Here is a 23035-nt window from a genome sequence, read left to right as displayed (position 1 = left end):
CTCTGGCGGGTGCAAGGATGACAGAACCAACCTCCAAAGCCCGTGACGGATCAGCCACGAACAGCAGCGAATCGCCCGTCGACGAGCAACCAATTCCAGTCGTCAAGCCACCATCGGCGTTTGTCTGGCAAGATGAAGTGGTCCCCGCGCTCGATGGAGCTATCACTGTTCGCCCGGAATCTGCCCGGTATCCGATAGCCGCACAGGTTGTCGACGGTGCTGAGTATCTTGTGGCAACAGCCCGAGAAACGTTCACACCCCCAGCTGACTACCAGTTCCAGTCGTGGGGGCCACTCCAGTCTGGCCGCCTTGCACTCCGGTCGGGCGAGCCACAGTTCCCGCCAGCCGACGTGAGCCGTGCAATCGCAACGCTTGCGAAGCATCCTGCGTATCAGCCTGAGCGGTTCACGATCTTCTACTGAGGGTGCGAACCAGTGTATATCGAAGGTCCCGACGCAGGCATTGTGATAACCCCGTGGTAACTCGATAGCGATTTTCTGTTCCTCTGGCGGGTGCGAGGATGTCCACACACTCAGCATCGACGCGAACACAGTCGTTCCAGCATCGCCCGCCAGCAGACACAGGGGAGTGTTCCTGTCCGATTCACGCCAACGGCGACCCGTTCACGGCACCTCTCGGGATTCGATTTGCCGATCATGTCGGCGTGGAGCCAATCGACAGAGAAACAGCGGCCGCCGTGTACGAGGCGCACCACTCCTACATGGGGTCACTGCCGTCGGTCAATCTCGCTCACCATGGGATGTACTTTCAGGACTCGCTAGTCGGGGCTATCACGTACCGCTACCCGCTCATCTCGAAGAAGCGAATCCGGTACGGCGTCGACGGCCAGCTCTGTCCCGAGCCCGTCGAGATCGACAGTCTTCCAGCGGAGATTCGAGCGACCGCCCGGCGGGTGCTTCCGTCGACGGACACACCAGTCGTTGACAGTGAGGTGATTTCTGGGGACTCGCTCGTCGAGGCCGCGCGTATCTGCATGGGCGTTCGGATGCCAAACCTCGCGTCGGCGGCGCTAGCCCGCTCACAGGAGCGATTCTTGCAGAGTGACGACCGTAACACTCGCTTCTTGTTGACGTGGGTACGCTCGGACTATGATGGCGCGATGGTTCGGGCACTGAAAGACAAGGGCTGGACCTGTACGGGCTACCGTGAACCGGGACAGGCAAGCAACCGCGAGGACAAGTCGATCCGTGAGCGATACAAGTGGCGCTTTCTCTGCCCCGTGGACACTGCTCGCGAGCAGTCAACACTTGCACGGTGGTCTCAGTGACCGACGTCCAGCCCGAGGCAACGGCTGAGTGCTGTCGCTTCTGTGGAGACAGAGCCGATATCTCCGGCGAGGCGTACACGTATGTCCGGTGGCCCAACGAGGTCGACCGAGAAGACGGCGTGTTCCGATTTACGATTTGCCGGGAGTGTGCGCTTCAGGACCGCGACAACGTCGAACAGGCCGCTTCGCTCTTCCACGAGGCAGATCGAGACTATCTCGTCACCTGCGATGTCTGTGGCGCTGTTGGCTGCCAGTCTGCCAGTACTCGTCGTCCAGCAGCAGAGACGTATCGGCTCGTGAGCGTTATCTCCTGGTCGGTGAGTATCAACGGCTTCGACGGGGCAACGCACTCTTGCAGTGAGTGCAGTCCTATCCTGCTGGTCGACTGTGTGAAACGCCCTGACCGGACATACGACGATGAAGTGCCGCGTCTCGTCGAGCCCCCATTTGACTCAGTTGGGAAGACAGCAGACGATGCTCCGGCAGACAGTACACAGGTCAAGATCGGCGGGTGGACTGGGTAGCCGGCGGTAGTTCCACGAAACTGGTGGGTCTGCTCCGCTAATGAGCAGTACAGCTTCTCTTAGTACAATCGGATTCTTGCTTTTTTGTCGTTGAATTTTGGACCTTTCTTGACAGTCTGTTCTTGTCTATCCAGCCTGACTAACCCTGTTTCTTCCAATTCTTCGAGCGAGTGGTGACGTAGCTTAAGACGGAGTTTCGCTACGTCCTCGTTGGCAGAGGGAAGGTCACTACGGGACGCAATGGCTGGTGTTTCACTCTTTCTCATTGGATCTAGTATACCACCAAGACACGGATAAACACACGCAGTTTTCACCAAGATTTGTCTTTCTAATCAATCGAAGACTCCCCGCGATCAGTGCGCCGTCCTATTGAGCAGGTATCTAACCAGTGTAATAAGCAAAATCCTATCCACGGCGGCAGCGACCCCCATTTTGTGTTCCTCTGGCGGGTGAGAGGATGTCTCGAAATATGTCTTGCCGTCGTTCGGAAGACCTGTCGCAGCCACCCACCTCGCGGTTCGTCGAGTCCATCGCGACGACTGTTCGAGGGCAGCCTGACAGCGCTGATGTTCAAGCAGTTGTCCTCCGTGCGGTGGCCCGGCGCTCGGACAGCATTGCCCTCCCGGATGTACTCGAACTACGCTCGCTCTTGGACGTCAACGGCGAGCAGGCAGACACGTTAGAGAAACAGGTCACAACCATCATCAGCGCCATCGACGCCGAACTCGCTGGTTGGGACCGCCGGGAGGTCGCTGCATGAACGCAGCAGGAACGGCCACGTTGGGCGACTTCGGTGCTGGTGGCCCACGCTCGGATGCGCTGATTGACACACAGAGCGCGGCACAGGAGGCCGCTGCGGGCGAATGGGAATTTCTCGCCGCTGGCAACGACACGGTCGGGTGGCACATCCCCGACACTGGAGCCACAGTCCTGCTCAAACACAGTGACGCTGGCTGGACGCTCGAACGGGCGACCAAACTGGTCGGGACGCGGCGGTCACTCGATGCTGGGCTGGAGCTTGCCAGCTCGTACATGGCGGATCGACCGGAGGGAGCGTCGGCATGGCGATGATTGAGCGTGAGCAGTGGCGTCGCGAGGAACGCCACCGAGTTGCGGCAGCACTGGCACGCGCCCGGTTCTGGCAGTCGGTTGCGCCACACAAAATCGGCTTCTGGGAGGCCGTCGACGAGACGCTGCTGGCTCACTACCCGGGCTGTCGGTACAAACGCAGGACGACACTCGATGACTTCCGAGAGGAGGATTCATGAGCGACACTCCTGACCCAATCCTCGACAAACTCCCTCCCGAGCGGTTGCTGGACGCCGACCATCTCCAGCCAATCGTCGCCGGCATCAACTGTATGCACTCAATGGAGACGGTCCAGCAGTATCTCGCATACGAAAACAAGCACCAGAACCGGACGCCGATCCAGTCTCGCCTCCGAGAGCGGGCACGCGAGATCCGTCGCGATGAATCGGATGCCGAGGAGCAAGCCATCGTGTGATTTCTGTGCCCCAGCGGGGTGAGGGGCGTCCCACAGAGGGCGCTCTGCCTACCGACTATGTGTGAAAACAAGACAGACGAGACGGCTGTACAGCAGTGCGACGACCTCGATATCGACCCTGATGCCGTGGATATCGGTGATGGACTGAAAACAGCCGAAGATGCGCCTGAAGTTGTTGTCGGCGGCGTTGACGCTAAAAAGGAGCGCGTGAAGGTGTATTCCCCGTCCGGTGAGCTGACGGTCAATCGCTGGGTGAGCATGGACCTGTTCAGCGTCCACTCCCCGAACGAGGACATCCAGACCGACGCCGACCGGGAAGCGTGGCTGAACGAGACGCTGCCGAAGAAGGCCACGCATATCGACGGCAACGTGTACCCACTCAGGTATGCCATCGACGAGGACGGGAACGTGATCGCGAAATAATCGAGGAGCCGTACCAGCCACTCTTTCGCTCACTCTCACGCTCACGGTTCCCGAGCGCAAGCGCTCGGGGGACACGCTCCACCTTGGACCGGCAGGCCGGTCCGGCGGTCCCGCTTCAGGAGGTAGGTGAGGCTCATCGCGATGAATCGGATGGCTGGGAACGAGCCATCGTATAATTTCTGTGCCCCAGTGGGGTGCGGGGCGTCCCACTGAGGGCGCTCTGCCGACTGACTATGAGTAAGAACAAGACGGACAAGACGGCTGCACAGCAGTACGACAACTACCCCGATCCCGACGCCATCGTTCACTTTGGCGATGTCTCGGAGGAACTGGTCGAGTTGGTCGAGGAAACGCTAGAGACGTCCGAGTTCCTGTCGACCTCTCGCGACGACCTGCCCGAAACGACGCTGCTCGTCGAGGCGGTCGAAAATGAGTGACGACCAGCTGTTCATCGTCGTGGAGGGTGTCGGGCCAGCAGATTTTCCTGAGAACGAGGCGAGTTCCAACAAGCAAGACGAGGCCGTTGCTCTCGCGAACGACATCCACGACCTGATTCGCGAGGAGTACGGCAAAGAGGAGATCGAGGGTGTCATCCCGGTAGTCAACCCCGACGCCCACGAGCAGATGCAGGCGACCGAACTCTGACAGGCGGCAAAAAGGCAGTTTCTTTAGCCATGATACTGGCTGTAACGCCTGTTCAATAGGTGTGCGAACTGACCAGCGATATTTCTACCAGCTCAGAGAGATGTTTTGATATCTGTACCAGATACAAGGCGCGTATACAACAATTACCGCTGATGCCTTCGCTTCCACCGATGACAAGGTTGTGTGTCATCAGTTGCTACTGCCGCTGTTGACTCCGTGCATTCGATATAAGCACAAAATACGCAATTACACCGATCGACCATATCAGCACGCCGACAACCTCAGATCCTTGAAGACCAACATATTCTATGAGTGCTAACGGGCCTATGCTCAATCCGAAGACACCGACGGCATGGCCAAGCCTGTCGTACCTATCGTAGAACGTGAATTGCTCACTGAGCAGTGTGACATCATACGCTAAAATGAAGTACGCAACCCCAATGTAGATCGTCGCTATGCTTAATACAAAGAACCAATCCGAAAGCAGGTATCGGTAAACTCCACCACCAATGCAGCAACCAATCAGGACAGCTAGTGGGAGGGACTTTTCGAATGACACACCTCGCTGTTGAAATCGAGTGTGCTTATTTTTGCTGCATAGAACCTCTAAATTCAGCAATTGCCCAATGGACCTGTCCGATAGCCGTTACAACGGCAAGTGCTGAATAGACAGTGTGAGTCAGCAACGCTATCAGCAGCGTTTCACAATCAAACCTGATACTCGTCTCAGCGGCGGGTACGTGAATACCCGAAACATTTCAACGTCGCGGGCGACGACACGCTCGATGCCCTCCATCATTGATAAAACCCTGTTCGGCGAATCTTCCAGACGTCTTGCATTAGTTAACCTCTGTGGCGCACTCCTGCTGGCCGGGCAGCAAGGGTACTACGTCGTGGTAGAAGGAGCGACACCGTTCTATGCTATACTGTTTCTGATCGTCGGGATGGCTTTCTCTGGTATTGCCGAGTCCTTGCCGGAACCTCGACGACGGGCAGCCGGCGTCTTGCGGCTCACGGCACTTGTCGTGCTGGTGAGCATGCTCATAATTATGATCGTCACACCCGAACTCCTCACCAACTGAGGCCGGTGATTGATTCGAACTCACTGCTGTCAACCGAGTATGTCCTTGGGGAAGACCCGGTACGGCTGCTGACGATTCACTCGGAAAGTTCGGCATGGAGCTGAGTCAAACCACATTCCGGACAAAGGAACGCATGAAGGGGTGTTTGATGTCCAACACCGAGTCGGTCAAGCACACCACCGTCTCTTTCGGTTTCAACGTAGAGGTCACCGACTCCTTCTGCGGTTACGTTCGTCTTTTCCATTTGGACATTACAATCTGGACAGTGGCGTTCACTCATTAGACTTACATTTGCTTGTATTCCCGATGCTTAAAGAAGCCAGGTCACCGTTCTATACTCGGAAACACCAATGTCGATACGCTTCTTTGCTGAATCCACTCGATAGTCAGCAGCCGACTTCTCACGTTGTCCGGACAGATTGTATCAACTTCGGTCACTGCATACCCTGTACTGCCCACTCCTACCTACGAACAGATTCACTCCACTCACAACAACTCTAGTCGCCGAATTTTCTGCGCCCCAGCGGGGTGAGGGGCGTCCCAGAGAGGGCGTGCCGCCTGTCATTCATGGCTACCACAGAATCCCGTAGCGACGCCAGCAGCATCGACGAGAGCGAACTGGAGGAGGCTGACCCGAACAACCGGACCGTTCGGGCGCTGACCGAAGTCATGACAGTGTTAGACTCGATTGGTCGGGCACGAAACGCCGACGACCTCTTTTTGGTCAACTCCGGGTCTGGCTCAGAGTACCTTGTCGACACTCGGACAGAGAGTTGTGAGTGCAAGTGGAAGCAGTTCAACCCCGGCGAGGAGTGCAAGCACCAGAAGCGAGTCGCCTTCGCGACCGGCGAGCGCCCCATCCCACAGTGGGTGGACGACGACGCTCTCGACGACCAGTTTGGACTACACGTCGACAGCGAACCCCGCAAAGCAGTCGCTGACGGCGGAGTCATGCAGGTCCGGTTCGACGACGGCGGTGTCACAGACCCCAACGAGGACCCCTTGGCTGTCACCTCCGAGGACGAACCGCGTACGAAACGAGCGAAGCAGGAAGATATCGATGTTTCCTTCCTCGCAAAGCCCGGTCGCTACGAGGTTCACTCAGCGTCGGATAGCCGGTACGAGGTCGACGTGCTTGAGGAGACGTGTAGTTGTCCCGATGTCGCCGAGCGGTGCAAGCACCGTCGCCGGGTCGAGATCGAGATCGACGCCCAGCGAGTCCCCCGCCCGGATGGAAAACTGCCAGACGCCTAACCGGGGGCCGCAGTGTGTTTTCTGACCCTCTGGTCAGGTGAGAGGATGTCTCGAAATATGTCTTCACAAACTGTCCAGACAGCGTTGTTTGCAGCTACGTCGGGTTGTCCCGAGTGTGGCGGCGAACTCGATAGCAGCGGGCGAGAAACGAACTGCAAGGACTGTGGCCTGGTGACCGACCAAGACCGGATCGACCGCAGGCCATCGTGGCGAACGTACGATCAGGAGGAACAGCAGCGGACGGGCGCACCTCGGACGGTCACTCGCCACGACCGAGGCCTGTCGACGAATATCGGGAGCGTCGATAGTGCAGACATCTCTCCGAGACGGCGTCGACGGCTTGCTCGCCAGCGACGACTCCATGGCCGGTCGAAGTTCACCAGCAAGCGCGACCGGAACCTCGCTCACGGGCTTGGCGAAATCCGACGCATCGCGAGTGCCCTGTCTGAGAGCAACGCGGTAAAAGAGCAGGCAGCCACGTTCTTCCGGGAAGCACAGGAAAAAGACCTCCTGATCGGACGGTCGATTGAGGGCGGTGCAGCGGCCGCTGTGTACGCCGCCTGCCGGTGCAATGGCCTCGTGACGATGGAGACGGTAGCCGATGTCGCACGGTGTTCAGACTCCCATATATGGAACTGCTACCGGACGTTCTTGGTGGAACTTGACCTTCCGATTCCAGTGTCGCTTCCGGTGGACTGGGTGGCGCGGATTTGTTCGGACCTTCCATTCAACGTTTCCCCGGAGATTCGCCAGCGGGCACTCGAACTCGCAGAGCAGGCAACTGAGTCAACAGCGGTCAACGGGCGACCAGACGGTGTCGCAGCCGGCGCTCTGTACCTCGCCGGGAAAGAGTCAGACATCCGGCTCACACAAGCGACGATCTGCGAGCCACTGGATGTGCATATTACGACGGCCCGGCAGTGGTTCCAAGAGATCGAGGAGCATATCGTTGCGTGAGCGCTCGCGACCGTTGTTTTGCGTGCCCCGGCGAGGGTGCAGGGCGAGCCAGCAAGCACGTCCTGAGTGAGACATTGTCAGTTACTGATACTCCCGAATCGGCGGCACAGCACGACTCTTCGAGTGTTTTTGCGCCGGTCCCAGCGCCACGGTCGCCAACGAAAGTCGCATCGTTTGTCGAACGAGTCCTTGTCGAACTTCGCCACGAAGCGGTGGCTGCTCGGTACGTGACTGATCTAGACCAAGCCGGAGCGAAGACGATCTGGTGTCGGGTCGAGCACACGCCGTTGGACGTCGACGCAGAGTACGTCCAGATTCGAGACGATCCGCGGCTAGGGGTTGACGTCGAGCCGTGTTCGCAGGTAACGGTTCGAGAACGACTGTGCCAGTGTCTTGACCACGATCGGACTGGGCACGTCGACGTTCGGCCGCTGGCCGACGTTTCGATGGGCGACGGCTGAGCTGTGCTTCAGGTCTGGTTCCGCATCGGCAGGTCGAGATCACCGAGGGCAGCGTGCTGACGGAGAACACAGAGATGCGGGCAGACAGTCGTCGCCTGGAAGACTTCGCAACTGCACCAGCCGGCGTGGGTTCCGTTAGGATGCTCGGCCAGCGAGCAGTTCACAGGACAGTCGTCGTCGACGGAGACGAGAAACAGGTCCGGGCGACCGCCCTTCGTTACGTCGACACTGGCATCGAGGGCGGCGTTCCACGTTGCTGACCGACGCTGTCGGATCTGCTGGAAGTCAAGATCACGGGTGCCACTGGGCTGGCGGGATATCCACTGGTCTGTGGCCGAATACTCGCTGGTCGTGGTAGGGGACTCGGCTGTTTTCATGGTGAGTCCGCGTACTAATACATATATTCTCAAACAGCAAAAAAGTTGCTATAGAGGCGATACAGAGCGGATTTTGTGTTTCTCTAGTGGCTGAGAGAATCCAACAATGAGTAGTGGATACCGACGAGGGAATACCGGTCCGAAAAAGTTGAAGTGGCGCTGGAAAGATGAGACGGAGAATCGGTCGTTGCCCCAGTCGTGGGCCGACAACGGGCGCACAGAATCTTCCGAAGAAGATGAGGTGCAACTGTATGCAATTGAGTGTCGGGCTGGGCTCTTACTTGAGTGGGTGGTGAATACACGAACTGGAAAGCTACTCAGGGGTCCGCTGAGCGAGAAACCGGGGATTCGTGTCCTGTACGTCACCGCTGACGGTGAGCACGCACTCGTCAAAGAGTCCGAAGCCCGCGAAACTGACGGCAGTTGGAAGCCACCCAAGCAGTTCACCAGCGTCATCGCGAAGGACATAGAGGAGGCTGATCCCGTTCCAGACTCCAGCCAGGACCACTACCGGCGCTCGGTCGAAGAACTGTACGACCCGCCGTAGCTGCTATGAGGTCTCTTTCGCTACTGAGTACGACAGAATCAGGTGTGTCGAGTCGGAGTACTGGTAGGGATGAGTGAGAGTGAGTACGCTGAGACGGTTGCGTGTCCACATTGCGATGCCCCGAACGGAATAGACCCAATTCATGATGGGGAAATACGACGTGGTACCACCTGTACCGAGTGCCGCGAGTGGTTCCCCGTCTTTTCCAGTGGGGACTCATGATCCGAACACTCGACAGGCATTCCTTCTAGAGTGGCACTCTCCAGCAGGCCAGATTTTGTGACTCTCTGGTGGCCGAGAGAGCATGGCTTCGCCACAGATCGACGTCGACGAGATTGTTGCAACGCTTGAGCAAATTCGCCAGCGCGGGCACAGCGCCCACACAGTCTTCCGAGACTGGGTCAACCTCATGTTGTTCGCACTGCAGGACCGAGACGATCCGTATCTGGAGATCGTCGACGACTATCGCGAGCGCGGCGACATGGCCCATCCAGACGGACAGCGCTCGGTCGACCTCTTCGCCAAGGCGTTCGGCCAGCTCCAAGAACGGATGGCGGCTACCGATGCTGACGTTCTGGGTGCTGTCTACGAGGAATACGGGATGTCCAGCGATGCGTTCGGCCAGCACTTCACGCCCCACTCTGTTTGCGAGACGATGGCCGAGATCGCCGGCGTCGGAGACGAAAGCGATACCGATGATAGACAGACGGTCCTTGACCCAGCCTGTGGGAGCGGTCGGATGCTACTGGTCGCCGGTCGAAAGCAGCCAGACGCGCTGTTTGTCGGGCAAGATAAGGACCCACTGTGTGCCCGAATGACGGCGCTGAACTGCTGTTTCCTGAATCTGGATGCCTACGTTATTCAGGGCGACTCACTGACTGTCGAGTTCCAGCGAGCGTGGCAGACCTCGTACTCTTCGCTGGGTGGGAGCGTTCGCGAACTCGACGACGATGAGGTCGAAGAGCTTCACGAGTGGGTGACCGACGCCTTCGAGAATACGGTTGAGGCGGAGAACCAGCCCAGTCCAACGCAGGGGGCAGATACGGACTCGGAAGATCGAACACCTCCCGTTGCGACATCTGTTCCGAGTGAGCAGGCCAGTCTGGGTGCGTTCGAGGGCAGCGATTGACGGCTGTTTTGTGTGCCCCAGTCGGGTGCGGGGCGGTCCAGTGAGAGCGTCCCGAGAAGACCCATGTCAGAAGAATCAGACACAGAGCCGGATGCGGCTCCAGACTCAGTTGAAAAGGTCGAACGAACGGACTTTGGGTGCAGTATGGAGGCCCGGATGAAACGAGGAACCGGGACGCGAGACGAAGACAGTATGACGGTCAAGTCGAAGGGTGAGACTGCTGCGGAGACGATTGCGGAGTTCTACAAGCTCTTGGAAGAGTACGACCAGGAGATCAGTGGTCGGCTTCGGGATGTTCAGCCAGGGGAAGACGAGGCAGGCGAGTAAGACGGGGATTGACAACCATTTAACATCAGATTTCAGCCGCTTTCGAGACCGGTCCTAGCCATCAATGCGTCTGGATTTTGGTCAATTTCAGTAAACTTAATGGCGCAAAGTTGTTAGCTATCCTGAGATGTTTGACCTCACCGGTTTTCAGCGTGATTTACTGTACGTGGTGTGCGGTCTAGACGGCCCACATGGCCTCGCGATCAAAGAGGAGATCGAGGAATACTACGAGGGAGAAATCCATCACGGGAGGCTATACCCGAACCTTGACACACTTGTCGACAAAGGGCTCGTTGAGAAGGCACAAAAAGACAGACGGACCAACATCTACTCAATCACGCGACGTGGCGAACGAGAGATAGCTGCTCGAAACGAGTGGGAACAACAATACAGAGCGGGTGAGCCTTCTGGATGACTTCCGACTCTGAATGGCCACGCCGCAGTCAAGATTGAGAACGTGGTTCACGCGGTCGTCTCAAAATACGATGAACAGGGTTATAAGGGGTAATTTACAGAGTGTGGCACCAGATTGGAAGACTTTCCAGACGGCGAAATCATCCGCGGTGATCGCAAGGAGGAGAGGGTGTGTGACGTACTCTATGACACGCTAGTATTAGACTAGTCTGCAGTCGCACCCCTCGTTGCCGCTGTAAACAATCGAGAACAGTTGCCTGTCTCTTATTTTTATGCGAGGTCATGTTTGTACACCCCTCATTGCCGCTGTAAGTGAATCGGCAAAGCAGCCACAGCGTGTTACCATATCAAGTTGATAACTCCGCGTAGCCACTAAATTAGGACAGGCATCATCAGTTTTATTATGATCTATGCTGTTTGGTACCGTACCACGCTTTAGCGTACTAAAATAACGACGCTTTAGCGTCGGTAGCGTGAAATACCGGTTTTCACCCCTTCTACACAGGATCTGTTCAAGCGCGTGTAGATAGCGTGTAGGTATGCTATCACTCATTATTGTGCCCGCTTTCATCTGGAAACTCATCTCAACTGTTACAGCGGCAACACGGGGTGTGGGAGTACTACTACCTTCTAAATTCACACAGTATCCTGGAGTAGGATATCACCAATAGATGGGAACTGAGCGACTGATATACGACTTTTCAAATATAGCATACCAATCTTACCTGTTTTACAGCGGCAAGGTGGTGGACAATATTAATATGAAGTCCATGAGATTGTGTTGGTATGAATGAGTCTGAGTCGTTCTTCGGCAATCCAGATCCAATCTTTGCTGACAAGGAACTCCTCAGAGTGAGCCACCTTCCGGAGAGTGACCGGATAATCGGACGCGACACTGAACTTCGAAAGCTCGCTAATGCTATCAAAGACGCCCAGCGGGGAGACACCCCGAACAACGTATTGGTTTACGGAAAAACGGGTACGGGCAAAAGCCTGTGTTCAAAGTATATAACTCGCGATCTCACTGAGGCGGCCGCCGACAACGGTGTCAAGATCGGCGTCGCATACGTGGACTGTTTCCAAGAATCAACTGAGACACAGACAGTCCGCACAATTGCTCAAGCACTCAATAGCCCAGAAGAGACAGAAATAACAGTTCCACATACTGGGGTGAGTACCTCGGACTATTACCGCCGTCTCTGGGATATTCTTGATGCACGGCTGGATGTTGGAATCATTATTCTTGACGAAATAGATAAATTAGAAGGTGACAACGTTCTAATGCAACTGTCACGCGCTGCCGAAGCAGGCAAGGTGACAGAAAGTACTCTTGGTGTGATTGGTATCAGTAACAAAATCCGTTACAAAGACTCTCTCAATGAACGAGTTAAATCAAGCCTGTCGGAACGAGACTTCGTTTTCCCACCGTATGATGCGAACCAGCTCCGGGAGATCCTCAAATCTCGTTCCGATGCTTTTCGTGAGGATGTTCTAGATGAAGATGTTATCCCGAAAGTAGCAGCACTCGCGGCGAAGGAACATGGAGACGCGCGCAAGGCAATCGATATCCTCCGATATGCAGGGGAGATTGCCGACGAACACGACGATGATACAGTAAAAATCGAATATGTTGATGAGGCGCATGACCGTGAAGAGCAGGCTAGACTCAGTACCTCACAAAACATCGCCAGTTAACCTGACCTGAGTCACCTGTTCTGTCGAGATGAGTCGTCGATAGTGGTCAAGGGACGCCAATCGAAGGGGAAGCTGCCGCTGTCGGCGGCGATCAGCCGCCGACGCGGCAGCGTTGCCACTCAAAAGGAGGCGTCCTTCCTGATGATTACCGGTGGAACCGGTCGTCCGGTGGCCGGTTCGCGGGGACGGCCCGACGCACTGCGAGGGCCGTCCACGCTGCCCGACACAGCATATTGATGAACTCCTCGAACGACCAGGACCAAAGGCGACGCCCGCCACGGCGGGGCGTCGCCACGTACTCCCAATGGAGATACCGCCAGACATTCTGCAAGAGTAGACTCACCACGACGTACAGCAGCCGTACGACTGGATTCTGCGTTGTGGTTGTCGCAATGCTTTGTTCGGAGAGTCGGTAGCTGGCTTCGATACCGAAGCGTTTCGCGTAGTGGTATCGAGCATCTCGTGGAGTCTCAACGAACGGCGCGTCAGCGGCGTAGCCGTGACGCGCCACTCCGTGTTCGTCGTACCGCCCGTTTTGGTAGGTGCAGTCTATGTAGACGGGAAAATCGACGGTCCAGCTGTGACCGTCGAGTTTTCCCGTCAGATCATGTTGGATGACACGACTCCAGCCTTCCGAGAGTTCCTGCTTGATCGTCTTTCCCCACCGGACAACCGGCATCACGTACGCGTAATTGTGGGCCTGAAGAAGCGTGAGACACTTGCTATCGTAGAATTCCCGATCAAGATAGACGGCCTTGACGCTGAGGTCAAGGCCGTCAAGGAGACCAAGAAACTCAGCGAGGACACTGCTGGCGGTGTCGCCGTCGAGGAGACGGCGCACCGCCAGCGTGTACCGTTTATTCTTCACACGCGCGTAGAGTGTCGTATAGGCGTGGAATGCGGTAGTTCCACGCTTTGCTTCTGAGTGATAGAGACCATCCGTCTCGTCTTTGTCACCGTAGTAGGGTCGCAGGTGGAGGTCTGCGCAGACCTCCACCTGCTTGGGTAGGATCTCTAGAACGTCCTTTTGGAGGAGTGAGTTCCCGACTTGTTCAACCGACGCTAGGTCGAACTTCTCACGGAGATGGTACAGAACCGTGTTTTTGTGGGGAGAATTTTCACTGGTCTCGCAGAGTTCAGATATCGAGGTCCCGTCGGCGCATGCGCCGACGAGGACCTCTAAGATGTCCACAGCATCGATTTCAGCATTGTTGCCGAGTCCAAGCACAACTTCCTCGTCAAGCGAGTTGACGAGAAAGTTAAGGAGCTGGTCCTCGTGGATTTCATCGTCTGCTTGCTTCTGGTGTTTGGACACATCCTCAGCAAGCAGACGTCTCAACTAACCAGCTTTGTGAAGTACTGATCCTGGATTACAGTCATGTCGCCGCAGGTGATAGAGCAGTTCGGCGGTCGTGAACACGTACTTGATACACCAGCATGGCGAGTCCGAGAACTCGACTCCGGGCATGTTATGCTTGTGCTTGAAGAAGATCCCTACGACGCGATGGAACCGAAACACGACCCGGCGGAAGTACATTTGTTCCAGTAATCCTATGTCTGCATCCGTACATACTGTGTTGGCTGCGTTTAGAATCGTATGTAGCAGCACTGATGCCGATGGGATGTTACCGATATGACTAACGCTCCTTTACTGGCTGACCCCTTCGCCGCTCTCGACATCGGTGAGTACGGTGCAGACGTGTGTGTCCACCGCGACGACATTAGCACAGAGTTCCCGAACGAGATTCTAGAACTGATTCGTGTCCAAGTCGATGAGGACCGAGACCTGCGCCGCGTCGACTCGGGACAATTCGTCCGTAACGTCGTTTACGCTGACTCCGACGACCGCCACTCAGTAATCAAGCAGATGCTCGCTGACGTTCCCAGCGACGCTACCGACGACAACCTCTACGTCTCGGCGTTGCTTCGGGACGTAATCCCGCCGGCGTTCGTCCGACTGGACGACCCCGACAACGAGAACGTCGTCACGAAAGTGATGCGTCTTGAGACGGACGTGAACAAAATCAAGCTCCTCGTGAGTCTAGGTCGTGTGGCCCAACAGGACGATTTCACGGCCGAGGACCTCGACTCGATGGAAGGAGCGCTGGATACGCTGAACGAACTCGATGACACCGAGAATATCGACCAGTACATCGAAGCGAAACTGCTGTAAGTAGTGACGAAGGCCGCGAGTGACAGTGTCCTTAGCGAGGGTTCGACGTAGTGTAATCCTGCAGACTTAGAATGCGATATGGACTCTCCAGCGATGATGCCTTTCCTGAGTCAGTGACAGCGCGGGGTTATCGCTTTGATACACACGCTGTGGCTGCTTTACCTATCCTCTTACAGCGGCAATGAGGGGGGCGACTGTAGACTATAGTAGCCATTGAAAATCAATGCACACCTGATCGCACGACGGCAGTGCGATCAGTGTGTAAACCGTTTCAATTGTTACTATAGAGGTAACTGTCTCACCGGAATTTACCTGAGTTCACGGCGAACGATATCATCGGCGGTGAGTAAGCTAATTGACTCGGACTATGAGGGTATAAATCAGTTCGAGAGGTGGTGTGTTTCATGACCTTTGCGAGAAGCTATCTGCTTAGTATGTCTGCGGATTGACCAGACTTATAGAGGAATATTGATATTGTACTGGTACTGTGAAACATCTCTATCGGCGTATAGATGCGCGGATACGGACTCTGTCGCGCGGAAGATACGCAGTTCTGACAGGTAGTCTAACCGGCATTGCTGTCCTTGTATTCACCCTGTTACTGGGTGATTGGGTCCCTTTTGAGGCGGTGTCGATGTCTGTCACAATAGCTGTGGTTTATTACATACTTGACCCAAATAACCAAGCCGAGTAAGGATCATTGAGCTGTTGGGAGAGCTTTCTCTTAGACGAACAGTAGGTACTTCCCCTGTACTGATCAAGTCGAAGACGCGAAAACCCGGTATGAGAGCGTTGTCTGAAACTCTCAATGCGGATGGCTAAAACACCGTACTGTCAGCCCGTACACTCAGTGGAATGCGCGGAGAGAATGTTGCGTTACTCCGGCGCAACGACATCTTCACACATTGGACACTCGGCCCAGATACCCTCCGTGCCATCGTCTTTCTCGTATTCAACCAGCAGCCACGGAGTTGTGATACGCTCGTCACAGTTTGGACAGCGACCGAGACTCTGCGTGTCATCAGGCATGGAAAGGGGATGGAAGGAGCGTGTGACAGTGTTCTGTCCACGCAAAAATTGCCTACCCTCGGATATAAGCGTTTAGCCACTGCCTCGCGCTAATTAACAGAACCGTGTGTTCCGCCCTCACGGTCACACCCACCCAACCGCTGGGCAGTATAATAGGGAGTCCTACTCGTCGTCTTACTCGCCTGCCGCGTCTTCTCTTGGCTGGATATCTCGAAGCCGACCACTGATCTCCTGGTCGTACTCTTCTAGGAGCTTGTAGAACTCCGCAATCGTCTCCGCAGCAGTCTCACCCTTCGATTTGATCGTCACTCTGTCTTGATCGCGAGTGTCTGTGCCTCGATCCAACCGTGCTTCCATACTGCACCCAAAGTCCGTTCGTTCGACCTTTTCAACTGAGTCTGGAGCCGCATCCGGCTCTGTGTCTGATTCTTCTGACATGGTTTTCCTCGGGACGCTCTCACTGGAACGCCCCGCACCCGACTGGGGCACACAAAATAGCCGTCAATCGCTACTCTCGAACGCACCTAGATTGGCCTGCTCACTCGAGACAGACGCCGCAACGGGAGGTGTTCGATCTTCCGAGCCCGTGCCTGTCCCCTGCGTTGGACTGGGCTGGCTCCCTCCTTCGACCGTATTCTCGAAGGAGTCGGTCACCCACTCGTGAAGCTCTTCGACCTTCTCGTCGTCTAGCTCGCGAACGCTTCCACCCAGCGAAGAGTACGAGGTCTGCCACGCTCGCTGGAACTCGACAGTCAGTGAATCGCCTTGGATAACGTAGGCGTCCAGATTCAGGAAACAGCAGTTCAGTGCTGTCATTCGAGCACACAGTGGGTCCTTGTCTTGCCCGACAAACAGCGCGTCTGGCTGCTTTCGACCGGCGACCAGCAGTGTTCGACCGCTCCCACAGGCCGGGTCAAGGACCGTCTGTCGGTCCTCGGTATCACTCTTGTCGCCAACGCCGGCGATCTCGGCCATCGTCTCGCAAACAGAGTGGGGTGTGAAGTGCTGTCCGAACGCATCGCTGGACATTCCATACGCCTCGTAGACAGCACTCAGAACGTCAGCGTCAGTGGCCGCCATCCGTTCTTGGAGCTGGCCGAACGCCTTGGCGAAGAGGTCGACCGACCGCTGTCCGTCTGGATGGTCCATATCGCCGCGTTCGCGATAGTCGTCGACGATCTCCAGATACGGATCGTCTCGGTCCTGCAGTGCGGACAGCATGAGGTTGACCCAGTCTCGAAAGACCGTGTGGGCGCTGTGCCCGCGCTGGCGAATTTGCTCAAGCGTTGCAACAATCTCGTTGACGTCGATCTGTGGCGAAGCCATGCTCTCTCAGCCACCAGAGAGTCACAAAATCTGGCCTGCCGGAGGGCACCGCTCTGGGAATTCTACTTGTGAAATGAGCTGGTCGGTACAACTAATGAAAAAGCCAGAGAGAATAGAACAAAAGCACGACGGAAACCCGTTCTCAGTTAGCTTCCCAAATGGCGATGGAAACGGAGAAAGAGGACACGAGATCTACAGGATTAGTATTCTTCTTTTCAATATGACTGGAATAAATTAACAAAATATTCTACGCGAACACGTACTATGCATACAAACCAGCCGACTGATTCAGAGTCAGAGTCTTAGCCGATCTTATATAGTTACAATTCTGTAATTGCTGATCTAGAGACGTTGCCATCTGGGCCAACTCGAAGAGAAATAGACACATAGTCAGCTATAGTCTGGTTATACACTGTCTGATTATTTGCAGATATTATAATATCGCAAGATTCGCCATCAACCTTCCGTGTGATCGTGATTGAGTCTCCTGATTGGAGTTTGTAGCTCCTCTCACGACATGCTGCTTCTACTACAACTGTACCCGAAAAGTCTGCGTCTACAACCACGTCTACAAGCTTTGTGCCTCTACAAAACTGTGGGTAGCAATCTCCAGCTGAGGGGGTAGATCCAGTGCTTGTACTGTTAGGGGTGGGTTCAGTGCTTGTACTGTTCAGTGTATATTGATCGTTTGAATCGGTGGTACACCCAGACAAGAATATTACGGATAGCGTAGATGTGATTATTTTTCGACGCTTCATGATTGCTTTACCTCCGAAAAACCAAAATACTTTGTGTAACCTGGTCACTGGTTAGAAAAAATGCGTCTTATTAGTTGTTAAAGTACACCAAATGGGATAGTTGGCCTTGTTGAAACCCTCAACCGGTAATAGGTTTCAGTAGTCCTGATGGTTTCAGAGCGCAAGTCGGTCACGGACAAGTGGCCGCTTCCAAGGCGGTCGGTTCGCTCAATACAGACAAGACATTTACTGATGACGGATCACCCGCCAAGTGATGAAGCGACGATCACTGCTGTCGCTCTCGGTCTTACTGATTCCATTTGCTGGCTGTTCCGCAGAGACTGACCCGGATGTTGCAGAAGACATTTTCGTCGTACTCTATAATGAGAGTTCGGAACAAGCCACAGTGGCGGTATCAGTCGTAACAGGCGATTCAAGCGTGTTTGAATGCGAAACAGCGGTCAATCCCAGTAACAGGAAAAATGTGTATTCAGGCATCACCGAGACTGGAGACTATACGCTCACAATTTCCCTCGGTGATGGACGTGAACAGGAGTATCCATTCAATATCGAAGAATACGATCTCCGGATGGGATCGAACATCATCGTCTCGATAAAAGAGACTGAGATTGAATTCAGTATCCAAGAATGAGTTGTGTTCCGTCTTTTGTCTGTTTGGTATTCCAATCAATCTGCACGCTCACTGAACGGTCGTTTCAATCGCTGTCATGAGCAAAGAAACCGTTCTACAGCGGCTACAACGGGTCGTACAGGTTTTCAACCCCCCGTCGATAGTAGTCTTGACTGGAATCTGGAACTGGATCAGCCTCCTCCGGGTGCTTCGCGATGACGCTGGCGAACTGCTTGGGCGGCTTCCAACTGTCATCAATTTCGCGGGCCTCCAACTGTTTCATGACCGCATGCTCACCGTCAGCGGTGACGTACAGAACACGAATTCCCGGCTTCTCGCTCAACGGGCCCCTGAGTAGCTTTCCAGTTCGTGTATTCACCAGCCACTCAAGTAAGAGCCCAGCCCGACACTGGATTGCGTACAACTGCACTTCGTTCTCCTTGGGAGATTCTGTGCGACCGTTGTCGGCCCACGATTGGGGCAGCGACCGATTGTCAGTCTCATCTTTCCATCGCCACTTCAACTTTTTCGGACCCGTATTCCCACGTTGGTATTTACTACTCATTGTTGGATTCTCTCAGCCACTAGAGAAACACAAAATCGGCTCTGTATCGACTCTATCGCAACTTTTTTGCTGTTTGGGAATATATGTATTAGTACGAGGACTCACCATGAAAACAGCCGAGTCCCCCACTACGACTAGCGAGTGTTCGCCACCAAACCAGTGGATATCCCGCCAGCCCAGCGGGACCCGTGATCTTGACTTCCAGCAGATCCGACAGCGTCGGTCAGCAACGTGGAACGCCGCTCTCGATGCCAGTGTCGACGTAACAAAGGGCGGCCGCCCGGACCTGTTTCTCGTCTCTGTCGACGGCGACTGTCCTGCGAACTGCTCGCTGGTCGAGCATCCCAACGGGATCCACGCCGGCTGGTGCAGTTGCGAGGTCTTCCAGGCGACGACCGTCTGCCCGCATCTCTGTATTAGGAGATGAAGATAGGCATCTGATGTGTGGGAAATCAGGTGGTTCAGTCGTTTCAGTGGAATTGAGACTGAGGCAAAATTAGTGCATGATGAGTTATGCTTTAATACCTAGAGAAAATAACATGAACATGACCAACAGTTTCGATAAGCTAGGAGGCGAATATCTACGTATCAAGTTGGCGCTTGTGGTATGGGCGTTTGTTACGGTTGCCGCTACCCTCATATTGGACATGTTCATCAAGGGTATATCTGGTTTGGTTCTATCTTTGACAGTAGGAATTATATCTGCGTTCGTCACATACCGGGGTATTTAGACATTCTCGACTCCCGATATGACCTTCTTGAAGTCTCTAACTTTATTACCATCCAGTTGTGCGGCCAAGTGTGGCGACCTTCCGAACTGCTGAGGTTCTTGTTTGGTTTTCATGAAACAGTTCGAATGCTTTGTACGGGCCGTGGCTGTGTGAGCTATCACGACAGTCGATGGCCCACATGCCACTCAGGCCATTCACCGAGACTAACGGTCGCAACAGTGCGGTCATTCAGTACTCCGTGGAATCCCACGCATTGGGATCGCTATGTCCGACCACATCTCTGTGTACTCCGCCAGCACGCTGCCCTCGGCCATCTCGACCTGCCAGAACGAACGAGCGACAGTCAGTCGTCGTCAGCCGTGTAAGCACCGCTCCGGTGTTCGATTCTGTGGATTTCAAGCACTGAGGCATCATGTGCAAGCACACATGCAAGGCGGTACGTTCCAACTCGGAGTTTCCAGAACGGCCCGCCAGTCAGTGGTTCTAGGAAGTCCTTGGGCTCGCGCCATGTTGAGTCGACAACTTCGTCTAGTTTCGAAACGATTCGATCCTGAACGTGCGTATCGAGATCACCAAACTGCTCAGTCGCACGCTCAGTGAACTTCCACGTCCACTCAGCGTCACTCGTCATTACCGTCTTGATCCATCATTGCACGGACTTCCTCACGCGAAACCAGTTCAGCACTACCCGACCGAAGATCGTGCTCGCTCGCGGCAATCTGTTTCCACCCACTCCGACTAAATGCAGGGTGCTTCACTGCATCCCGAGCGATGTGGCGAAGGAACTCACTCCGTGAATTGAATCCCTCCTCCTGCCACGTTGCATCGATGTCTTCGAGAAACGATTTGCTCAATCGGAGGTTTATTTGTACCATCTCTGGACCACCGTTTCCAGTATCGCTGTCTGCATCAGACATATACAAATGCTATACGCTCGTGTAGTATAATTCTTCACCTATTCTGAGACGTACAGCTGCTCTGTCGAGTAGTGGTATCGCCTCATCAGCCGTCGCACATCGAGACGCCGGCCAACGGCCAAACGTCGACGCGTCCAGTCCGGTCGTGGTCAAGACACTGGCACAGTCGTTCTCGAACCGTTGCCTGCGAACACGGCTCGATATCAACTCCTAACCGCGGATCGTCTCGAATCTGGACGTACTCTGCGTCGACGTCCAACGGCGTGTGCTCGACCCGACACCAGATCGTCTTCGCTCCGGCTTGGTCTAGATCAGTCACGTACCGAGCAGCCACCGCTTCGTGGCGAATGGCGAAGTTCGACAAGGACTCGTTCGACAAACGATGCGACTTTCGTTGGCGACCGTGGCGCTGGGACCGACGCAAAAACACTCGAAGAGTCGTGCTGTGCCGCCGATTCTGGAGTATCAGTAACTGACATATGTCTCTCTCAGGACGTGCTTGCTGGCTCGCCCTGCACCCTTGCCGGGGCACGCAAAACAGGTCGCGAGCGGTCACGCAACGATATGCTCCTCAATCTTCTGGAACCACTGCCGGGCCGTGGTAATATGCACATCCAGCGGCTCGCAGATCGTCGCTTGCGTGAGCCGGATGTCTGACTCTTTCCCGGCGAGGTACAGAGCGCCGACTGCGATACCGTCTGGTCGCCCGTTGATCTCGGTGGACTCGGTCGCCTGCTGTGCGAGTTTGAGCGCTCGCTGGCGAATCTCCGGGGAAACGTTGAATGGAAGGTCCGAACAAATCCGCGCCACCCAGTCCACCGGAAGCGACACTGGAATCGGGAGATCGAGTTCCACCAAGAACGTCCGGTAGCAGTTCCAGATATGCGATGCAGAACACCGTGCGACATCGGCTACCGTCTCCATCGTCACGAGGCCATTGCACCGGCAGGCGGCGTACACAGCGGCCGCTGCACCGCCCTCAATCGACCGTCCGATCAGGAGGTCCTTGTTTTGGGCTTCCTTGAAGAACGTGGCTGCCTGCTCTTTCACCGCGTTGCTCTCAGACAGCGCACTCGCGATGCGTCGGGTTTCGCCAAGCCCGTGAGCGAGATTCCGGTCGCGCTTGCTGGTGAACTTCGACCGGCCGTGGAGTTGTCGCTGGCGAGCAAGCCGTCGACGCCGTCTCGGGGAAATATCTGCACTATCGACGCTTCCGATATTCGTCGACAGGCCTCGGTCGTGGCGAGTGGCCGTCCGAGGTGCGCCCGTCCGCTGCTGTTCCTCCTTGTCGTACGTCCGCCATTCCGGCCTGCGGTCAATCTGGTCTTGCTCGGTCACCAGGCCACAGTCCTCGCAGTTCGTTTCTCGCCCGCTGCTATCGAGTTCGCCGCCACACTCGGGACAGCTCGGCGTAGCTGTAGACAACGCTGTCTGGACAGTTTGTAAAGACATATTTCGAGACATCCTCTCACCTGACCAGAGGGGCAGAAAACACACTGCGGCGGCCGGTTAGGCGTCTGGCAGTTTTCCATCCGGGCGCGGGACTCGCTGGGCGTCGATCTCGATCTCGACCCGGCGACGGTGCTTGCACCGCTCGGCCTCATCGGGACAACTGCACGTCTCCTCAAGCACGTCGACTTCGTACCGGCTATCCGACGCTGAGTGAACCTCGTAGCGACCGGGCTTTGCGAGGAAGGAAACGTCGATATCTTCCTGCTTCGCTCGTTTCGTTCGTGGCTCGTCCTCGGAGGTGACAGCCAAGGGGTCCTCGTTGGGGTCTGTGACACCGCCGTCGTCGAACCGGACCTGCATGACTCCGCCGTCAGCGACTGCCTTGCGGGGTTCGCCGTCGACGTGCAATCCGAACTGGTCATCGAGAGCGTCGTCATCTACCCACTGCGGGATAGGTCGCTCGCCGGTCGCGAAGGCGACTCGCTTCTGGTGCTTGCACTCCTTGTCGGGGTTGAACTGCTTCCACTTGCACTCACAACTCCCTGTTCGAGTGTCGACAAGGTACTCTGAGCCGGAGCCAGAGTTGACCAGGAAGAGGTCGGCGGCGTTTCGTGCCCGACCAATCGAGTCCAACACGGTCATCACTTCGGTCAGTGCCCGAACGGTCCGGTTGTTCGGGTCAGCCTCCTCCAGTTCGCTCTCGTCGATGCTGCTGGCGTCGCTACGGGATTCTGTGGTAGCCATGAATGACAGGCGGCACGCCCTCTCTGGGACGCCCCTCACCCCGCTGGGGCACAGAAAATTCGGCGACTAGAGTCTGTGCAAGCGTAATTCTATTCCCAGACAG

At 55.6% G+C, this 23035-nt stretch carries 34 protein-coding genes and 1 pseudogene; 23 read left to right on the top strand and 12 right to left on the bottom strand.

What is annotated here, in order from left to right:
- Positions 1 to 17 precede the first annotated feature (17 nt).
- The 10 genes from HAH_RS15795 to HAH_RS15750 all read left to right on the top strand — a co-directional run bounded on the left by HAH_RS15795 (position 18) and on the right by HAH_RS15750 (position 4384).
- Positions 18 to 422 carry a hypothetical protein gene (locus HAH_RS15795; protein WP_014030697.1) on the top strand — a complete coding sequence of 135 codons (405 nt, stop codon included), beginning with the start codon at positions 18 to 20 and terminating at the stop codon, positions 420 to 422.
- 98 nt (positions 423 to 520) lie between these two features.
- Complete coding sequence (locus tag HAH_RS15790; RefSeq protein WP_014030696.1) at positions 521 to 1288, top strand: hypothetical protein; 768 nt, start codon at positions 521 to 523, stop codon at positions 1286 to 1288.
- A complete protein-coding gene (locus HAH_RS15785) occupies positions 1285 to 1812 on the top strand; it encodes a hypothetical protein (RefSeq protein WP_014030695.1) in 528 nt (175 codons plus the stop codon). Before HAH_RS15790 ends, HAH_RS15785 begins: the two co-directional genes overlap by 4 nt.
- 469 nt (positions 1813 to 2281) lie before the next feature.
- The gene (locus HAH_RS15780) at positions 2282 to 2572 is read left to right on the top strand and encodes a hypothetical protein (protein ID WP_014030694.1); all 291 of its coding nucleotides are present in this window, start codon (positions 2282 to 2284) and stop codon (positions 2570 to 2572) included.
- The gene (locus tag HAH_RS15775; protein ID WP_014030693.1) at positions 2569 to 2883 is read left to right on the top strand and encodes a hypothetical protein; all 315 of its coding nucleotides are present in this window, start codon (positions 2569 to 2571) and stop codon (positions 2881 to 2883) included. Before HAH_RS15780 ends, HAH_RS15775 begins: the two co-directional genes overlap by 4 nt.
- Positions 2874 to 3080, top strand: a complete 207-nt coding sequence (locus HAH_RS15770) for a hypothetical protein (protein ID WP_023842974.1) — start codon at positions 2874 to 2876, stop codon at positions 3078 to 3080. The genes HAH_RS15775 and HAH_RS15770 overlap by 10 nt, the downstream gene beginning before the upstream one ends.
- Entirely contained in the window at positions 3077 to 3316 is a 240-nt protein-coding gene (locus tag HAH_RS15765; protein WP_014030692.1) for a hypothetical protein, read from the top strand. The genes HAH_RS15770 and HAH_RS15765 overlap by 4 nt, the downstream gene beginning before the upstream one ends.
- A gap of 57 nt (positions 3317 to 3373) precedes the next feature.
- Complete coding sequence (locus tag HAH_RS15760) at positions 3374 to 3739, top strand: hypothetical protein (RefSeq protein WP_014030691.1); 366 nt, start codon at positions 3374 to 3376, stop codon at positions 3737 to 3739.
- 233 nt (positions 3740 to 3972) lie between these two features.
- The gene (locus HAH_RS15755) at positions 3973 to 4176 is read left to right on the top strand and encodes a hypothetical protein (RefSeq protein ID WP_004966200.1); all 204 of its coding nucleotides are present in this window, start codon (positions 3973 to 3975) and stop codon (positions 4174 to 4176) included.
- Complete coding sequence (locus tag HAH_RS15750; protein ID WP_014030690.1) at positions 4169 to 4384, top strand: hypothetical protein; 216 nt, start codon at positions 4169 to 4171, stop codon at positions 4382 to 4384. The genes HAH_RS15755 and HAH_RS15750 overlap by 8 nt, the downstream gene beginning before the upstream one ends.
- A 196-nt stretch (positions 4385 to 4580) precedes the next feature.
- On the opposite strand, the gene HAH_RS15745 is transcribed toward HAH_RS15750, so the two are convergent.
- Positions 4581 to 4943: a hypothetical protein gene (locus HAH_RS15745; protein WP_023842975.1), complete on the bottom strand. Its 363-nt coding sequence runs from the start codon at positions 4941 to 4943 to the stop codon at positions 4581 to 4583.
- Between the two features lie 226 nt (positions 4944 to 5169).
- Between HAH_RS15745 and HAH_RS15740 the strand changes: the two genes are divergently transcribed.
- The 4 genes from HAH_RS15740 (at position 5170) to HAH_RS20180 (ending at position 8138) form a co-directional block, all read left to right on the top strand.
- Positions 5170 to 5466 carry a hypothetical protein gene (locus HAH_RS15740; protein WP_014030689.1) on the top strand — a complete coding sequence of 99 codons (297 nt, stop codon included), beginning with the start codon at positions 5170 to 5172 and terminating at the stop codon, positions 5464 to 5466.
- A 567-nt stretch (positions 5467 to 6033) separates the two neighbouring features.
- Positions 6034 to 6720, top strand: coding sequence for a hypothetical protein (locus HAH_RS15730; protein WP_014030687.1), 687 nt, complete (start codon positions 6034 to 6036; stop codon positions 6718 to 6720).
- A gap of 57 nt (positions 6721 to 6777) precedes the next feature.
- A complete protein-coding gene (locus HAH_RS15725; protein ID WP_014030686.1) occupies positions 6778 to 7677 on the top strand; it encodes a transcription initiation factor IIB in 900 nt (299 codons plus the stop codon).
- A gap of 227 nt (positions 7678 to 7904) precedes the next feature.
- A complete protein-coding gene (locus tag HAH_RS20180) occupies positions 7905 to 8138 on the top strand; it encodes a hypothetical protein (protein ID WP_233425867.1) in 234 nt (77 codons plus the stop codon).
- Between the two features lie 8 nt (positions 8139 to 8146).
- On the opposite strand, the gene HAH_RS15715 is transcribed toward HAH_RS20180, so the two are convergent.
- Entirely contained in the window at positions 8147 to 8515 is a 369-nt protein-coding gene (locus tag HAH_RS15715; RefSeq protein WP_014030684.1) for a hypothetical protein, read from the bottom strand.
- A 106-nt stretch (positions 8516 to 8621) separates the two neighbouring features.
- Here HAH_RS15715 and HAH_RS20495 point away from each other — a divergent pair, with 106 nt between their 5' ends.
- From HAH_RS20495 to HAH_RS15690, 5 genes and pseudogenes are all read left to right on the top strand, one after another.
- Positions 8622 to 9062 (top strand): hypothetical protein, encoded by a 441-nt coding sequence (locus HAH_RS20495; protein ID WP_014030683.1) that lies wholly within the window; start codon positions 8622 to 8624, stop codon positions 9060 to 9062.
- Between the two features lie 304 nt (positions 9063 to 9366).
- Positions 9367 to 10191 carry an N-6 DNA methylase gene (locus HAH_RS15705; protein ID WP_014030681.1) on the top strand — a complete coding sequence of 275 codons (825 nt, stop codon included), beginning with the start codon at positions 9367 to 9369 and terminating at the stop codon, positions 10189 to 10191.
- Positions 10192 to 10254: 63 nt separating this feature from the next.
- Positions 10255 to 10518 carry a DUF7389 domain-containing protein gene (locus HAH_RS15700; RefSeq protein WP_014030680.1) on the top strand — a complete coding sequence of 88 codons (264 nt, stop codon included), beginning with the start codon at positions 10255 to 10257 and terminating at the stop codon, positions 10516 to 10518.
- 127 nt (positions 10519 to 10645) lie between these two features.
- A complete protein-coding gene (locus HAH_RS15695; protein WP_014030679.1) occupies positions 10646 to 10933 on the top strand; it encodes a PadR family transcriptional regulator in 288 nt (95 codons plus the stop codon).
- A gap of 785 nt (positions 10934 to 11718) precedes the next feature.
- Positions 11719 to 12603, top strand: a pseudogene (locus tag HAH_RS15690) (AAA family ATPase); the annotation flags it as partial.
- Between the two features lie 169 nt (positions 12604 to 12772).
- On the opposite strand, the gene HAH_RS15685 reads toward HAH_RS15690, so the two are convergent.
- Positions 12773 to 13942 (bottom strand): ISH3 family transposase, encoded by a 1170-nt coding sequence (locus tag HAH_RS15685; RefSeq protein WP_049891334.1) that lies wholly within the window; start codon positions 13940 to 13942, stop codon positions 12773 to 12775.
- A gap of 318 nt (positions 13943 to 14260) precedes the next feature.
- Here HAH_RS15685 and HAH_RS15680 point away from each other — a divergent pair, with 318 nt between their 5' ends.
- Positions 14261 to 14800 carry a hypothetical protein gene (locus tag HAH_RS15680; RefSeq protein ID WP_014030676.1) on the top strand — a complete coding sequence of 180 codons (540 nt, stop codon included), beginning with the start codon at positions 14261 to 14263 and terminating at the stop codon, positions 14798 to 14800.
- A gap of 876 nt (positions 14801 to 15676) precedes the next feature.
- On the opposite strand, the gene HAH_RS20045 is transcribed toward HAH_RS15680, so the two are convergent.
- From HAH_RS20045 to HAH_RS15670, 3 genes are all read right to left on the bottom strand, one after another.
- A complete protein-coding gene (locus HAH_RS20045; protein ID WP_004516568.1) occupies positions 15677 to 15829 on the bottom strand; it encodes a DUF7837 family putative zinc-binding protein in 153 nt (50 codons plus the stop codon).
- A gap of 174 nt (positions 15830 to 16003) precedes the next feature.
- Positions 16004 to 16267 (bottom strand): DUF7389 domain-containing protein, encoded by a 264-nt coding sequence (locus HAH_RS15675; protein WP_014030675.1) that lies wholly within the window; start codon positions 16265 to 16267, stop codon positions 16004 to 16006.
- 63 nt (positions 16268 to 16330) lie between these two features.
- Entirely contained in the window at positions 16331 to 17155 is an 825-nt protein-coding gene (locus HAH_RS15670) for an N-6 DNA methylase (protein WP_014030674.1), read from the bottom strand.
- A 94-nt stretch (positions 17156 to 17249) separates the two neighbouring features.
- Here HAH_RS15670 and HAH_RS19730 point away from each other — a divergent pair, with 94 nt between their 5' ends.
- Both HAH_RS19730 and HAH_RS15665 read left to right on the top strand, forming a co-directional pair.
- Positions 17250 to 17393, top strand: a complete 144-nt coding sequence (locus HAH_RS19730; protein WP_155120735.1) for a hypothetical protein — start codon at positions 17250 to 17252, stop codon at positions 17391 to 17393.
- Between the two features lie 773 nt (positions 17394 to 18166).
- Positions 18167 to 18544: a hypothetical protein gene (locus HAH_RS15665; protein ID WP_023842915.1), complete on the top strand. Its 378-nt coding sequence runs from the start codon at positions 18167 to 18169 to the stop codon at positions 18542 to 18544.
- 103 nt (positions 18545 to 18647) lie between these two features.
- On the opposite strand, the gene HAH_RS20410 is transcribed toward HAH_RS15665, so the two are convergent.
- The gene (locus tag HAH_RS20410; protein WP_014030672.1) at positions 18648 to 19088 is read right to left on the bottom strand and encodes a hypothetical protein; all 441 of its coding nucleotides are present in this window, start codon (positions 19086 to 19088) and stop codon (positions 18648 to 18650) included.
- 106 nt (positions 19089 to 19194) lie between these two features.
- Between HAH_RS20410 and HAH_RS19265 the strand changes: the two genes are divergently transcribed.
- Positions 19195 to 19515: a hypothetical protein gene (locus HAH_RS19265; RefSeq protein ID WP_014030671.1), complete on the top strand. Its 321-nt coding sequence runs from the start codon at positions 19195 to 19197 to the stop codon at positions 19513 to 19515.
- Between the two features lie 647 nt (positions 19516 to 20162).
- Here HAH_RS19265 and HAH_RS15645 read toward each other — a convergent pair.
- From HAH_RS15645 to HAH_RS15625, 5 genes are all read right to left on the bottom strand, one after another.
- On the bottom strand, positions 20163 to 20450 hold the full coding sequence (locus HAH_RS15645) for a type II toxin-antitoxin system RelE family toxin (RefSeq protein ID WP_004966184.1): 288 nt from the start codon (positions 20448 to 20450) through the stop codon (positions 20163 to 20165).
- Positions 20440 to 20736, bottom strand: coding sequence for a ribbon-helix-helix domain-containing protein (locus HAH_RS15640; RefSeq protein ID WP_014030670.1), 297 nt, complete (start codon positions 20734 to 20736; stop codon positions 20440 to 20442). Before HAH_RS15640 ends, HAH_RS15645 begins: the two co-directional genes overlap by 11 nt.
- 85 nt (positions 20737 to 20821) lie before the next feature.
- A complete protein-coding gene (locus HAH_RS20165; RefSeq protein ID WP_233425864.1) occupies positions 20822 to 21055 on the bottom strand; it encodes a hypothetical protein in 234 nt (77 codons plus the stop codon).
- A 233-nt stretch (positions 21056 to 21288) separates the two neighbouring features.
- Complete coding sequence (locus HAH_RS15630) at positions 21289 to 22188, bottom strand: transcription initiation factor IIB (protein WP_014030668.1); 900 nt, start codon at positions 22186 to 22188, stop codon at positions 21289 to 21291.
- Positions 22189 to 22245: 57 nt separating this feature from the next.
- Positions 22246 to 22932, bottom strand: coding sequence for a hypothetical protein (locus HAH_RS15625; protein WP_014030667.1), 687 nt, complete (start codon positions 22930 to 22932; stop codon positions 22246 to 22248).
- Positions 22933 to 23035 lie beyond the last annotated feature (103 nt).

It is taken from the genome of Haloarcula hispanica ATCC 33960, assembly GCF_000223905.1.
Classification (GTDB): Archaea; Halobacteriota; Halobacteria; order Halobacteriales; family Haloarculaceae; genus Haloarcula; species Haloarcula hispanica.
This window is presented reverse-complemented; position numbering and strand designations above follow the sequence as displayed.